Origin of the sequence: Negadavirga shengliensis (assembly GCF_042652345.1) — a bacterium.
GTDB lineage: Bacteria > Bacteroidota > Bacteroidia > Cytophagales > Cyclobacteriaceae > Negadavirga > Negadavirga shengliensis.
The window spans coordinates 35,642-50,047 of the sequence record NZ_JBHSJJ010000010.1; the positions used below are offsets into that span (position 1 = coordinate 35,642).

Annotated in this window: 10 protein-coding genes; 1 reads left to right on the forward strand and 9 read right to left on the reverse strand. The window is 45.7% G+C overall.

Features of this window, described 5'->3' with window-relative positions:
• Positions 1 to 12 precede the first annotated feature (12 nt).
• From ACFPFU_RS16620 to ACFPFU_RS16630, 3 genes are all read right to left on the reverse strand, one after another.
• On the reverse strand, positions 13 to 3,174 hold the full coding sequence (locus ACFPFU_RS16620) for a SusC/RagA family TonB-linked outer membrane protein (protein ID WP_377066077.1): 3,162 nt from the start codon (positions 3,172 to 3,174) through the stop codon (positions 13 to 15).
• A 278-nt stretch (positions 3,175 to 3,452) separates the two neighbouring features.
• A complete protein-coding gene (locus ACFPFU_RS16625; protein ID WP_377066079.1) occupies positions 3,453 to 5,672 on the reverse strand; it encodes a sodium-translocating pyrophosphatase in 2,220 nt (739 codons plus the stop codon).
• A gap of 185 nt (positions 5,673 to 5,857) precedes the next feature.
• Complete coding sequence (locus ACFPFU_RS16630; protein WP_377066081.1) at positions 5,858 to 6,319, reverse strand: hypothetical protein; 462 nt, start codon at positions 6,317 to 6,319, stop codon at positions 5,858 to 5,860.
• A 258-nt stretch (positions 6,320 to 6,577) separates the two neighbouring features.
• Here ACFPFU_RS16630 and ACFPFU_RS16635 point away from each other — a divergent pair, with 258 nt between their 5' ends.
• Complete coding sequence (locus ACFPFU_RS16635) at positions 6,578 to 6,949, forward strand: hypothetical protein (RefSeq protein ID WP_377066083.1); 372 nt, start codon at positions 6,578 to 6,580, stop codon at positions 6,947 to 6,949.
• A gap of 99 nt (positions 6,950 to 7,048) precedes the next feature.
• Here ACFPFU_RS16635 and ACFPFU_RS16640 read toward each other — a convergent pair whose 3' ends face one another.
• The 6 genes from ACFPFU_RS16640 to ACFPFU_RS16665 all read right to left on the reverse strand — a co-directional run bounded on the left by ACFPFU_RS16640 (position 7,049) and on the right by ACFPFU_RS16665 (position 14,196).
• Positions 7,049 to 8,020 carry a CHRD domain-containing protein gene (locus tag ACFPFU_RS16640; RefSeq protein WP_377066085.1) on the reverse strand — a complete coding sequence of 324 codons (972 nt, stop codon included), beginning with the start codon at positions 8,018 to 8,020 and terminating at the stop codon, positions 7,049 to 7,051.
• Between the two features lie 285 nt (positions 8,021 to 8,305).
• The gene (gene acnA / locus ACFPFU_RS16645) at positions 8,306 to 11,086 is read right to left on the reverse strand and encodes an aconitate hydratase AcnA (RefSeq protein ID WP_377066087.1); all 2,781 of its coding nucleotides are present in this window, start codon (positions 11,084 to 11,086) and stop codon (positions 8,306 to 8,308) included.
• Positions 11,087 to 11,203: 117 nt separating this feature from the next.
• Positions 11,204 to 12,184, reverse strand: a complete 981-nt coding sequence (locus ACFPFU_RS16650; RefSeq protein WP_377066089.1) for an MlaD family protein — start codon at positions 12,182 to 12,184, stop codon at positions 11,204 to 11,206.
• A complete protein-coding gene (locus ACFPFU_RS16655; protein ID WP_377066091.1) occupies positions 12,181 to 12,933 on the reverse strand; it encodes an ABC transporter ATP-binding protein in 753 nt (250 codons plus the stop codon). The genes ACFPFU_RS16650 and ACFPFU_RS16655 overlap by 4 nt, the downstream gene beginning before the upstream one ends.
• A 2-nt stretch (positions 12,934 to 12,935) precedes the next feature.
• A complete protein-coding gene (locus tag ACFPFU_RS16660) occupies positions 12,936 to 13,733 on the reverse strand; it encodes an MlaE family ABC transporter permease (RefSeq protein WP_377066093.1) in 798 nt (265 codons plus the stop codon).
• 67 nt (positions 13,734 to 13,800) lie between these two features.
• A complete protein-coding gene (locus ACFPFU_RS16665) occupies positions 13,801 to 14,196 on the reverse strand; it encodes a response regulator (RefSeq protein WP_377066095.1) in 396 nt (131 codons plus the stop codon).
• Between the last annotated feature and the right edge of the window lie 210 nt (positions 14,197 to 14,406).

The window sequence follows — 14,406 nt, forward strand, 5'->3', positions numbered from 1 at the left end:
GTTAAACAATGCTTAAAAACCGGCTGTCAGGCTCAAACCCATGCTCCGGGTAGTGGGGGTGCCAAACGCGTCCACTCCCATTGAGCTGTTGGGACCTCCGAGGTTGGTTTCCGGATCCACACCTGTATAACCGGTAAAAAGCAGGATATTCCTTCCATAAGCACTGAGGTTAAGCGACTTGAGTTTCAGCCTGTTTACCAAGACATTGGGAAACGCATAGGTAAGGGTCACATCCCTGAGCCTTATCCAGGAGCCATCCTCAATAAATCTCTCTGCGATATCCCGGTTACCGGTATTGGCGTTATAATACCTTTCATCATCGATGATGACGGGAGTGGTATTTACGGAGCCATCCGCTCTGACTCCACGAAAAACCACCATACTTCCCCTGTCCGTAGTAAACTCAGCCACCCCCTGTGCCCTCATCCAATTGGCGGTCACATTGCCGATGTCCCCGCCCTTTCTGATGTCCCATAAAAAGGTCAGCAAAAAGTTTTTATAACTCAGATTGTTTCTGATCCCCAACAAAAAATCGGGAGTCGGATCACCTATTTTCAGTTCACCGGACGGGTTTTCCTCTGAGGGTTGGTTTCTAAGCGGATAGCCATTTTCCCCAATGATGATATTGCCCTGATTGTCTCTCTGAAATGCCGTGCCGTAAAACACACCGAAAGGCTCCCCTTCTTTGACAATTGGCCGGAGGTTACCGAAGCTTTGTAAAGGGATCCTGTCCACAGGAAGTTCCAAAACCGTGTTCCTGTTTCTGGAGAAGTTGGCCACGATGTCCCAGTTGAATTCCCCGCCTGTCACCGGACTGGCATTGGCCACAATTTCCAAGCCCCTGTTCTCGATGGTACCGGCATTGATGATCTGATTTGAAAAGCCTGTGCTGCCCGGCACCGAGACATTGATGATCTGATCAACGGTCCTTTCTCTGTAATAGGTGATATCAAATCCCAACCTGTTCTCAAAAAACCTGAGTTCACCTCCAAACTCCCAGGTTTTGTTCCTTTCAGGCCTCAGGAGAGGATTACCGGCATCATTGGACAACTCGACCGCCCCTATATTGGAGGGCAGCGGAAAGATCAGACCTCCGCCCCAAGCGCCCGAAACGGACGCCCTTGTATAATAGGTCTGATCCCTGAAGGGAGGTGCATCCCTTCCTGCCTCGGAATAGGAGGCCCTCAGTTTTCCAAAGGAAAAGATCCCCTGATCCAAGTCAAAAGCTTCAGAAAAAACGAATCCCGTCCCTATTGAACCGTAAAGGAAACTGTTGTTAGGCGGGAGCAGGGTTGAGGTCCATTCATTTCTTCCGTTCAATTCTACAAACAGATAATTTCTATAATCCACCGCAGCACGGGAAAACACGGCCGCTGTTCTTTTCTGTATCCGTTCCTGGATTTGAACCAAATTGCTCTGTGCATTGGAAATATTGTACAGGCCCGGCACGGCGAGATTTCTCCCGTCGAAGAACTGCCGGTCATTGGCCATGGTAAATACGTTGTTACCAATCATCAGGCTTATGTTAAAATCATCTATTTCCTTGGTCCCCGTAATGACCAAATCAGAATTAAGGATCCTGTCGTTATACGTGTCCTGTTGTACCCTTCCACCGGGCAACGCATCCCCTCCAAAACTGCCCACCGCCCATCGTTGGTTTCTTTTGTCAGAAGACACATCGGTACCTATTCTGTACATTATATTCAGCCATGGTGCCGGATCATAATTGGCCTGGAGAAATCCGATTAGGCGGTTGACTTCATCTGTAAAGGGGTTGTTGTTCACGGTCCAGAAGGGGTTGTCCGGAGAATTGTTCCGGAAAGCACGCTGGGAGCCATTTGGCAGCACATAGCCTGCCGAATTGTCGAAACTGGGAGGTGTCCGGATGGTGCCCTGCACCACATCGGCGAAGTTGTCTCCCCTGCCAAACCTGGCACTTGTACTATAGGTATAAATGGCAGATCCCATAAATCTGAGTTTATCGTTGACAGAGCTTTCGCCGGTTACTTTAAAAGTTCTCCTTTTGTATTCATTGTTGGGAATGATGCCTTTTTGGTGATAATCACCCACGGAGAAAAAATAAGAGCTGTGTCTGTTGCCGGTAGATACGCTGATGTTGTTATCCAGCGTAACGCCGTTTTGGAAAAACACATCCTGATTGTTGACCGGCGTTACCCTTTCACTCTGAATGGCATCCGGATGATTCATGTCCACCAGATTGCCACGGGGGTTGTCCAATGCTTCACCGCCATCATACCTCAATGTGCTTAATGGCGGGCCGAAATGTCCGAAAGTCCCCCTTGTTAACACCCCCCTGTCTCCCTGAGCATACATCATCTGTGCCGGAAAATTTTTCATGATCCGGTCCACCGATGTATTGGAAGAAAAATTAACGGAGACATTTTGGGTTTCCGACCGGGCGCCTTTTTTGGTAGTGATGATTACCACGCCACTGGCTGCCTGGATACCGTACAGGGCAGTAGCGGCAGGTCCCTTCAGCACATTCATTGATTCGATATCATTGGGGTTGATATCGATTGCCCGGTTGGGCACGTCCACTCCCGACGATCTGGTAGTGGTCCGGAAACTATTGTTGATAGGGATTCCATCCACCACGAACAGCGGCTGATTTTCCCCTGAAATCGAGGACATTCCCCTGATCACAATGCTGGATGCGGCGCCTGCGGAGCCCCCTTGGCGGGTTATCTGCACGCCGGCTACCTTGGCATTCAAGGCATCGACCATATTGGGTTCCCTGGATAGAAAAAGTTCCCGGCCTTTAACTTCCTGGGTAGATGAAACCAAGGCTTTTTTCTCCTGCTCAATGCCAAATGCCGTTACCACTACTTCGCTGAGCTGGGCTATGTCCGGAGTAAGCGCCACATTAACGGTATTCCGGTTTCGTACCGGTACCGTCTGCCTGCTGAAACCGATATAACTGAACTCCAATACAGCATTGCCTGAGGGGACATTTATACTGTACCTACCATCCAGGTCGGTGACAGTACCCACCTGGGAGCCCTGAACCAGCACACTCACACCGGGAAGCGGAGCACCGTCTTCCTGGGAATTCACCGTGCCCTCAACCGTTAGCTCCTGAGCCATGCCGTTGCCGGCCAAAAACAGCAGGACGGAAAGACAAATGATTTTTAAACGCGTAAAACATTTCCTCATATGATAATAATTTAGGTTTAGACAATTCTGGGGGTTTTTTATGATCAATGAAAAAAGAGCTAAATTACTCAATACCTGAATCTTAAAGCACTTTTTTATTCAAAAAAGTTATTTAAAATCCAATAGTTATCCTATCGATAAACCGATAAATATAAATTTATATCAAAACATCTATATTCCCAATTTTTTTCACCTATAAATTGAAGAGGAAACAAATGAATAAAAAAAGCCACCGGATGGGGATCCGGTGGCCTGAAAGGTGTTTGTTTTGATTTTTTCTAATTCACATCCATCACTTCTATTGCTTCTTTGGAATCATGGTCCGCGTGCAACACCGTCTCCTGAGGCTCCTGCTGTTTACCTGAAATACCCAAAGGGCTATCCAGTGGAATAAAAGGGGCAATTACGATCGACACAATGGATGTAAGTTTTATCAAAATATTCATGGACGGGCCCGAGGTATCTTTAAAGGGATCTCCCACGGTATCTCCCGTGACTGAAGCCTTATGAGGTTCTGAACCCTTGTAATACATCTCACCATTGATTTCAACTCCCTTTTCAAAGGACTTTTTCGCATTGTCCCAGGCACCTCCGGAATTGTTCTGAAATATCCCCATCAAGACGCCTGAAACGGTCACCCCTGCCAACATGCCGCCTAAGACCTCGTGTCCAAATAAGAAGCCAACGATAATGGGAGAAAGCAGGGCAATGGCGCCGGGAGCTACCATCTCCCTGATGGAAGCCTTCGTACTGATTTCGACACACTTTTCGTAGTCCGGCTTGGTTTCAAATTCCATGATACCCGGCATCTCTTTAAACTGTCTTCTCACTTCATTGACCATGTCCATGGCTGCCCTTCCCACCGCCGCAATGGCCAAAGAAGAAAAAATAAATGGAATCATCCCTCCTACAAACAGCCCCGCCAATACATCAGCTTTATAAATATCAATGGAAGATATGCCTGAAATACCCACATATGCAGCGAACAGGGCCAAAGCCGTTAAAGCCGCCGACGCAATGGCAAATCCCTTACCGGTAGCGGCGGTGGTGTTCCCTACTGCATCAAGGATATCTGTCCGTTCCCGCACTTCCTTGGGCAGTCCTGACATTTCAGCTATACCTCCCGCATTATCTGCGATCGGCCCGAAGGCATCTATGGCCAACTGCATGGCGGTGGTCGCCATCATACCTGCTGCCGCGATGGCCACCCCATAAAGTCCGGCGGCCAAATAAGAACAGAAAATACCTCCTGCCAAAACCAGAATAGGCATAACGGTAGATTGCATGCCCACTGCCAACCCTCCGATGATGTTGGTGGCATGACCTGTAGATGATTGTCTGATGATGGAATTGACAGGTCCCTTGCCCATCGCTGTGTAGTACTCTGTGATGATACTCATCAATGCTCCCACAATCAAACCTATAAACACAGCGGTAAAGACCCCATATTTGGTGAAAGGATTAGACTGATCCCTCAGCATCACCAAATCGCCATCCGGTAACATGTAACTGATGACAAAAAACGAAGCCGCTACCGTTAGGATAATGGATATCCAGTTGCCGCGGTTCAAAGCCGCCTGTACATTGCCTTTTTCATCTTTGATTTTCACGAAGAGGGTTCCTACGATAGAAAATATCAAACCCAGCCCGGCTATAACCAGGGGCAGCAGGACAGGAGCTATCCCTCCCATATTATCATGGGAAACAATCTCCCTGCCCAACACCATGGATGCCAATATGGTGGCTACATACGACCCAAATAAATCAGCCCCCATACCGGCCACATCACCTACGTTGTCCCCCACGTTATCTGCGATGGTAGCGGGATTTCTGACGTCATCCTCCGGAATACCGGCCTCCACCTTGCCTACCAAATCCGCTCCCACATCGGCGGCTTTTGTATATATGCCTCCCCCCACCCTGGCGAACAGGGCGATGGATTCCGCCCCTAGGGAGAATCCGGCAAGAACTTCCAATGCTGTTTCCATTTCGTGGCCGTTTACGTCCCCCCCATGGGCCAGCACAAACATGTTATAAAAAATAATAAATAAGCCACCCATACCCAATACAGCGAGACCGGCCACACCCAATCCCATCACGGAACCCCCGTTAAAAGAAACATTAAGTGCTTTTCTCAAGCTGGTTTTGGCAGCTTCGGTGGTGCGCACATTGGCCTTCGTGGCTATCTTCATTCCAAGATAGCCGGCGAAAGCTGAAAGTACCGCTCCTATCAGAAAAGATACGGCGATGACAGGACTGGAATTCTCCACCAAAGTCCCGGACCATCCCAAAATGATCGCTGCGATAACCACAAAATAAATCATTACTTTCCATTCCGCTTTCAAAAATGACATGGCACCCCTGGCGATATAACTGGCCAGTTCAATCATATTTTGTTCACCAGCAGGTTGTTTATTTACCCAAGCGGATTTCAGGGCCATGACCAACAGACCCACAATTCCCAAAAATGGGACCAAATAAAGAAATAATTGTTCCATATCAGCGATTAAAGAAGATTTAAGTTTTTAATAATTTGACAAATATATTATTATTCCTACCGCGGGCAAGTGAGAAAATGGTAAATGTAACTCTCGAAAGGAGTTTAGCCGGCAAATTATTAGAAAAATAACAAGATACCAGTGGTTTAATGAAAAAATAGAACCGTGGGTAGGTTGTTAAACTATCAATGGATCCTTTGTACTTTAATCTTCCCCTTTCGAAAAACAGCTGTTTGCCCTGCTTTACATCCCCAAATGGCTGCAACCAAAGGGGAATCCTTAGAGACCAGCTGAAATTCAACGCCGTCCAAAACTTCCTTGCCCAAAGCCACGGAAACCCAAATCCATCCCAGCTCCAACTCAATTAACGCCCCTTCCTGTACTTTGTCACTCGCATGTACCGGGATCATTTTGAGTCTTTCATTCATCATTTGATAACTTACCAGTTGTTTTTCCAATATATTCCGGCTTTGGTTAATGACTTCCCTTGCCGTTTCATATTTGTCCCCTGAGGAACTTTTATCTTCAGCCTCGGATGATTGTTGCAGGGCTTCCAATTGTGATTGAATATCCTTGATTTGCTTCCTGATAGTACCGGAAGCCATTTCCGATAGCAGGGCTTTGGTGGATGAGGAGATCCGGCTCATAATGCAATTTTGATGGCAGTCTTCAAAAATCCGACTTTTTAATTAATCCCGGGTAATTTATTAATCATTACTAACACAATCAAATGTCTCAAATAGGAAACCCAAAGAATTCGTCTCCCCATAACCAGTAAACTCAACGAAAGGGAGAATAAAACCAAAGCAGTCATTGGAGTTGTCCCTGCTTATGTCCATAAATACCACATCGTGGCGCCATTTTTGTACCAAAATTTGGTTTTGAACAACAAAACGACCCGGATTATGAAAAAGATTATGACTGTATGTGTTCTCCTTCTTTCTCTCCAATGCATCGCCCAGGATATCCAAAAAGACAGCCGTGCTAAATTTGATGTTGGACTGGAAGGAATGGCTGGAGTGTCTTTCGGCAACAACTTTTATTCATTCAATGTAGGAGGACCCAGTCTAAGACTTCGTTTAAACCAGGATTTGAGTGTCGGTGTAGGCGCATTGCCTTCTTTTTATGTCAGAAACGGCAAAACCGGAGCGAGATTGGGTGTTTCTCCCCGTGTGGATTATAAAAGATGGGTATTGTTTGCCCCTTTTCTCCATATGGACTCCACTGACGAATGGGTTTTTTCTGTGGGTTTCGGATATAAGTTTACCTCACATTAGGCAAACGTATAAAGCTTCAAATTCCTATTAATAATGACAAAAGACAACCCTTATTAAAAAGGCTGTCTTTTGCAACATTACCATGGGTGTTTCGGAGACTTACAGTTGCCCCCTAATTTCCCCTGGCGGGTAATCGTCCGTATGTACATTAACATAAGCATTTCCGGTCCGAATTGCTTCCCTTAAACTCTTGAGATCGCCGCCGGTCATCATTCCCCTGAGATTGGCATCAGTGATTTCTCCTTTGGCATACACACCATTGACAGGCCCATCTACTCTGTCCAACCTGAGATCAACCACAATGGGTCCGCTTACACCCACCTTTGCAATATGGATATGCGCAAACCTTACATTCTCCAATTGGGCAACATTCACTTGAAAAGACAGGCTTGAATTGTCTGAATTGAATTTAAAATTACCGACCCCCCTTGCCTTCGTATCGACTGCCGGTACTTCCTGATCACCGGTAAGCCGGGTGTTGTAATTCCCGTTGTCACTTGGATGCACCATGCTTATCTGCCCCCGGATTTCCCCGCCAGGGAATGCCGTGGTATGTACATTCACATAGGCTCTCCCTTCGTTCAAGGCCATCATCAAAGTATCCAAGTGCCCGTTTAAAAATGGTCCTTTTAAATGGTCCGCAGTAATGATCCCTTCTGCAATAACGCCACTCACCAATGCTGAGGGTGCCTGGCCAGCTATGAGATCCGCCACGACGGGACCATTCACCCCCATGGGAGCCAAATGAATATGTGCCGCCACGATTCCCGTCATATTGGCCACCCGTAGTTCAAATTTAATGGCAGTCTTGCCATCAACCGCTTCGAAAAATGCCGCTCCTGACCCTTGAGAAACTACAGGAGGAACGGCTACTTCTTCTGATGCGATCAGGAATGCACCATAAAAATCGCGATGGCCTTTACGGGCATTAGCATCCACGACATTTTCATCCAGATTCTCTCCTTCGGATATTGGAGAATTTACCGGAACTTCCTCGTGGAAAGCCTGGCAACCAAATAACATCCCTCCTACTAAAAGGCATAAACAAATTACATTCCACTGTTTTTCCATGGTTATTTTGTTTAATTAAAATTGGTTTTTGAACCCACAATAATGTATTAGGTAATTTAAGAAATTACACTTAAAAACCCTCATAAAGTTTTGAAAATCAACCAAAAATAAATAAAACCATCAGGAATGAAGAAAGTTTTAAAGTCCGCGACAAAGGATGTACTTGTGGTGTTTTCTGACATGGTATGGTGATGTGCCCTTCCAATCAAATACAAAGCCCCGATTGACGGGGCTTTGTATTTAAGATTGACGGGATAATTCTTTATATCAGTTCATATAAGCACCTTATTTCTTCAAAAACTGTCGCAATACATAGTGCAGTATTCCTCCATTTTTATAATACTCGATTTCTATTGCAGAATCCAACCGGGCAATTGCATCAAAAGAGACGATGCCTCCATCCTCTTTTTGGGCTTGCACTTTTAACATTTTGAGGGGGGTTAATCCTTCACTGATTCCTTTGATATCAATAACTTCTCTGCCAGTCAAACCGAGAGATTCAGAAGACTGGCCTCCGATGAATTGCAGCGGCAACACGCCCATGCCTACGAGGTTGCTTCTGTGGATCCTTTCGTAACTTTCTGCAATCACAGCCTTGATGCCCAAAAGGGAGGTCCCTTTTGCTGCCCAATCCCTGGACGAACCGCTGCCGTACTCTCTCCCTGCCAGTACAATCAGGGGAATCCCGGCTTCCCTGTACTTAAGGGATGCATCAAACACGGTCATTTCTTCGTTTGATGGAATATGGGTGGTATATCCCCCTTCGCGGGAAGCCAATTGATTTTTTATTCTTACGTTGGCAAATGTCCCTCTGACCATCACCTCATCATTACCTCTGCGCGAACCATAGGAATTGAACATGGGCTGTTCGACGCCTTTTTCCAAAAGATATTTCCCGGCCGGAGAGGAAGGTGGGAAGGACCCGGCTGGAGAAATATGGTCCGTGGTAATGGAGTCCCCCAGCTTTAATAACACATGTGCCCCTTTTATATCCAAGGGATCTGGCACATTTTCAGTTAAACCTTGGAAGAAAGGCACCTCTTTGATGTAGGTGGATTTTTCGGACCATCGGTACACCTTGTCCGTAGGAGCTTCTAAGGCCCTCCATTGCTCATTTCCTTCAAAAATCTCCCCATAATTTTTCGCAAAATCCTGGGGAGAAAGCACGCTGTTGGTCACTTCGAAAATTTCCTCGTTACTGGGCCAGACATCTTTCAGATAAACCGGCTCAAGGTTGGGGTCATATCCAAGCGGTTCTTTATTGAGATCGACGTCTACCCGGCCTGCAAGGGCATAAGCCACCACCAACATGGGTGACATCAGGTAATTCATTTTAACCTGAGGATGCACCCGGGCTTCAAAATTACGGTTTCCTGAAAGTACCGAGGCCACGACCAGGTCATTTTCCTCAACAGCTTGAGAAATGTGCCTAGGCAGAGGTCCCGAATTTCCAATACAGGAGGTACAACCATAACCTACCACATGAAAACGTAGTGCTTCAAGGTCATCCAGTAGGCCCGAATTTCGAAGGTAATCCGTTACCACTTTAGAACCTGGAGCCAAAGAGGTCTTCACCCAGGGCTTTACGTCAAGACCACGCTCCCGGGCTTTTCTGGCGATGAGCCCTGCCCCTATCATCACGCTGGGGTTAGACGTATTGGTACAGGAGGTGATGGCCGCTATGACTATTGAGCCGTCATGCAAGGCAAATTTTTCATTGTGAAGCTTCACCACAACGGTTTTAAGTCCTTTTCTGATTTTGGTCTCGATCTCCACGTCATCACTCCCCTCTGTCTCATGTTCCTCCACAGGCTGATTACCTCCTCCTTCACCGTACCACCTCCCCACATCTCTTTTGTCTATTGGAATATATTCCCTGCCATGTACTTCTTTCAACAGGGATCCAAATTTACTTTTGAATTCTCTCAACAAAATCTTATCCTGAGGCCTTTTGGGACCGGCAACCGTAGGTTCCACGGTTGAAAGATCCAGTTCGACGATGGTGGAATACATGATCTCAGATTCATCCGTCCTCCAGAGCATATTGGACTTTGTATAATCCTCCACCAGTTTTATCTGCTCCCGGGTTCTGTTGGTTTTGGCCATGTAATCCAGGGTTCTGTCGTCAATAGGGAAATAGGTGATAGTACATCCGAATTCAGGCGACATATTGGAAATGGTCGCTCTATCAGGAACGGACAGATTATCAAGTCCCGGGCCGAAGACTTCAACAAACTTGCCTACAACCCCATGACTTCTCAACAGTTCGGTAATGGTCAATACCATATCTGTAGCCGTAGTACCCAAAGGCAGCTGGCCGGTAAGTCTCAATCCAACCACTTCCGGCATGATAAAGTAAATGGGCTGGCCCAATAAAGCCGCTTCTGCCTCAATACCTCCCACGCCCCATCCCACTACGCCTATACCGTTGACCATCGGGGTATGGGAATCTGTACCTACCAAGGTGTCAGGGAATACATTCCCATCCCGGGCAATCACCCCCTGTGCCAAATATTCAAGGTTAACCTGGTGGCAAATACCCATGCCGGGAGGCACGACCGAAAAGTTGTCAAATGACTTTTGCGCCCATTTCAGGAACTCATACCTTTCGCCATTCCGCTCGTATTCGACATCCACATTTTTTTTATAGGAATAATTAGTGCCAAAATAATCTACCTGGACAGAATGGTCCACCACCAAATCCACCGGCACCAAAGGGTTTATTTTCTCCGGATTCTTCCCTTTCCTGACAGCCTCAGCTCTGAGCGAGGCGATGTCCACTACCGCCGGCACTCCCGTAAAATCCTGCATCAAGACTCTCGCAGGCTTGAAAGGGATATCCTTCTCTGAGGGTTCAGGCTTCCAGTTCAACAAAGTCTCTACATTATCCTCGGTGATGGCAAAGTCGTCAAAATTCCTTAAAGCATTTTCCAATAATATCCTTATGGAAAAGGGAAGTTTATCGATTTTGTACCCTTGTTCCTGCAATGCTTTCAAACTCCAATAGGTGTGTTCACCTTGGGATGTTTTTAGCTTTTTAATGATTTTATATGGATCTTTTGGCATAAATTTAGAGGTTTAGTGATTAAAAATAGATTTCATAATTACTTATAATTATCTTCTAATTTAAACTTTTTTTATCAAATACGGCGCATAAAAAAAGCGGACCGAGCCCGCTTTGTATCAATCTTGAGCCGCTGCTTCAGCAGCCTGGTCTCTTTTTCTAAAAGACCTTCTGAAAAGCCAGTGATACCTAAGCGCTTCCATGGTCTCATTAAAAGACGCTGTTCCTGTATCCAGGTTTTCCAATGTGCTTTTCAAATATGCAGCAAACTCCTCATCATTCAACAACATGCCCGCCGTGTTGTCTGTAGACAATAAATTGTCGCTTATTTGCTTCACGTTTTCCGCCGCTGCCTGGGCGTCATCTGTGGTCTTCCCCAAACTTTCCGCAGCGGTTTTAAGGTTGCTGAATACCGTTGTGTCGGTCAGCAGGTCATCCAAAAGCGTGCCTGGCTGGTTAAGTTTGGCGGTTACTTTGTTCAGGTCGTTGCTTAGTCTGGTGCTGTTTATCGCAGTTCTTTCCAGGTTCACCAGGATATTCTTGAAATTTCCAGCCAACGCCGTATCAGTCATCACCGTGCCAACGATGCCCTCACCTTCGGTTATTTTATGGATCAATACCTTAAGGTCCTCCGTTATGGCCACCAGGTTTTGGTTGTTGACCTGCAGGGTCTCCATCATTTTATCGGTGTCCAACGGCATCACCGCCTCGAGTCTGTCTCCCGGCTCAACAGAAGGGGCATCATTGGTACCGCCATAGATAACGATGATCTTGTTTCCTATCAGGCCATCTGAACTGATCGTGGCTTTGGAATTTTTTCTGATGTAATCCTTGGTAGAAGATTCAATGTTCATTTCTATTTCCACCTGAGAATCGCCGTAGAAATTTATTTTTTTCACCGTACCTACTTTCACGCCGGAAAACCAGACGTTGTTCCCCGCCTGCAAACCCGCCACATCATCAAACACCGCGAATACACGAAGGCTCCTCACAAAGGTTTTTTGCTGTGAGCCAAGCGTAAGAATGCCGGCCACCAAAATGATGATCCCTATCAGCACAAAAATGCCGACAATTACCGTTTTTTTATTATCGTCTCTCATTGCTTGATGAAATTATAGTCATAAAATGATTTTATCCTTTGATCAGAGGCATGTTCAAAAACCTCGTCAAACCTGCCAGTTGCGCCAAAGACGCCCTCCAATAGGACGGTCATCCTGTCTCCGGTCTCTTTGGCACAGGTCAGGTCATGGGTAATGATGATGGAAGATGTATGGTATTCTTCATTAACTTGGTTGATAAGGTTATTGATGTCCCTACAGGTAATCGGGTCGAGTCCGGCCGTCGGCTCATCATATAACATGATTTCCGGCTTGAGAATAAGGGTCCGGGCAATACCGATTCTTTTCCTTTGCCCGCCCGAAAGTTCCGAGGGCATCTGATTGATGGTCTGAGCCAGACCTACACCGTCCAATACTTCCTCTACCATTTTGTCTTTTTCTCCCTTGGACAGATTTTTCACGTTCCGGACCAAGGGGAATTCCAGGTTTTCCCTTACCGTCATGCTGTCATACAGCGCGCTTGCCTGAAAGGAAAAACCAATTTTCAACCGTAGCCGGTTCAGCTCCCTTGAATTTAATTCTTTGACCTCATGCCCAAGAACTTTCAGGGTCCCTTCATCCTGAGTGAGCAAGCCTACCATTATTTTAATCAAAACGGATTTTCCGCTGCCCGATTTACCCAGTACGACGAGGTTTTCTCCTTTATACAAATCCATGTTCACCCCTTTAAGCACATCCAGATCACCAAAGGATTTGGTCAGGTTTCTGATTTCTACAACCGTCTTTTCCATATTTACATCTGTCTAAAATAATTGGTGATTTGTAATGACAGCAATTCTTCAATAAAGATCAAAAACATGGCCATTACCACTGCCGAATTTGCCGCCTTTCCAACTCCTTCGGTTCCTTTGGTAGAATTATATCCCTTGTAACATCCTACGATCCCAATTGTAAAACCAAAAACAAGGGACTTTAATAACGAAGAGGTAATGTCAAGAAAACTGATGGCGTCAAATACCTGCACAAAAAAGGTGCTTAAACTCACCAGTTCATTTTGATTCACATTAACAAAAGCACCCATAAGCGCGACAAAGTCCGTATACATGACCAAGACAGGGATCATGAATGTACTGGCCAGAACCCTTGACACCACCAAAAACTTGAAGGGATTGGTGGCGGAGACTTCCATGGCATCTATCTGCTCGGTCACTTTCATGGAACCTATCTCTGCCCCTATACTCGACCCTACCTTTCCTGCAGCTATCAACGCGGTCACCAAGGGCCCCATGGCCCTGACGACTGCAATGGAAATCAACGCGGGTAACCAGGATGTGGCTCCGAATTCAGCCAAGGAAGGTCTGGATTGGTTGGTAAAAACAACCCCCACAATGAAGCCGGTTAAAGATATCAAAGGAAGGGAATTGTATCCTATCTGATAACACTGTCGGATAAATTCCTTGAATTCATACGGAGGAAACCAAACTTCCTGAAAAAATTTTTTGACAAACCTGAATGCACTGGCCAATCCGATAAAAAGTTTGTCTATTCTTCTGCTGATTACCTTGGTGTCTTCTGCTGGTCTTTCCGTCATATTGGTCCTTTTTAAGTTAAAATCCAAATAGAGTACAAAAATCCAATAATCCTGTTAATTGCCCAAGTTAATTACCTAAGAATTCCACGATATTTTCATACCGCAACGGTTTTACCAAAAAGCCCTTAACAATATCATACTCCTGGCTCTTCTCAACATCATCGGGATCAAGGGACGATGTCAGCATTCTGACTTCAATATCGATGTCTTTTTGTTTCATAAGGTTTAAAAAATGCCATCCATCCATTTCCGGCATATTGATGTCGAGCAACAATACATCCCCTTTATTACTGCTAAGCCATTCCAAAGCTTCATAGGGATGCTCAAAAAAAATCAGGTTGAGATGCGGATTGATCTTTAATAATGTCCTCCTGTTGATCATGTGCTGCACCCTGTCATCATCCACAAAAACAATTATTTTTTCTAATCGGCCATCTATGGTCGCTTTGCTTGTCTTTTCCATCAATTTCGCTTCTTTTTAATTTCAGTTTTCAAAGTTGAAGTGAACGCACTTGATACGGACACTCACCGTCCTTTTTCGTTTCATAATTTGAAAAAACAATAATAAAATGAATCACTTATGTTTCCCAACACATTCCTTTAGTGCGCAAAGATGTTGTAACGGAGGTCTTGTGGATAAATAAACGGCTTTTATCCCAGGCACTATAGATCG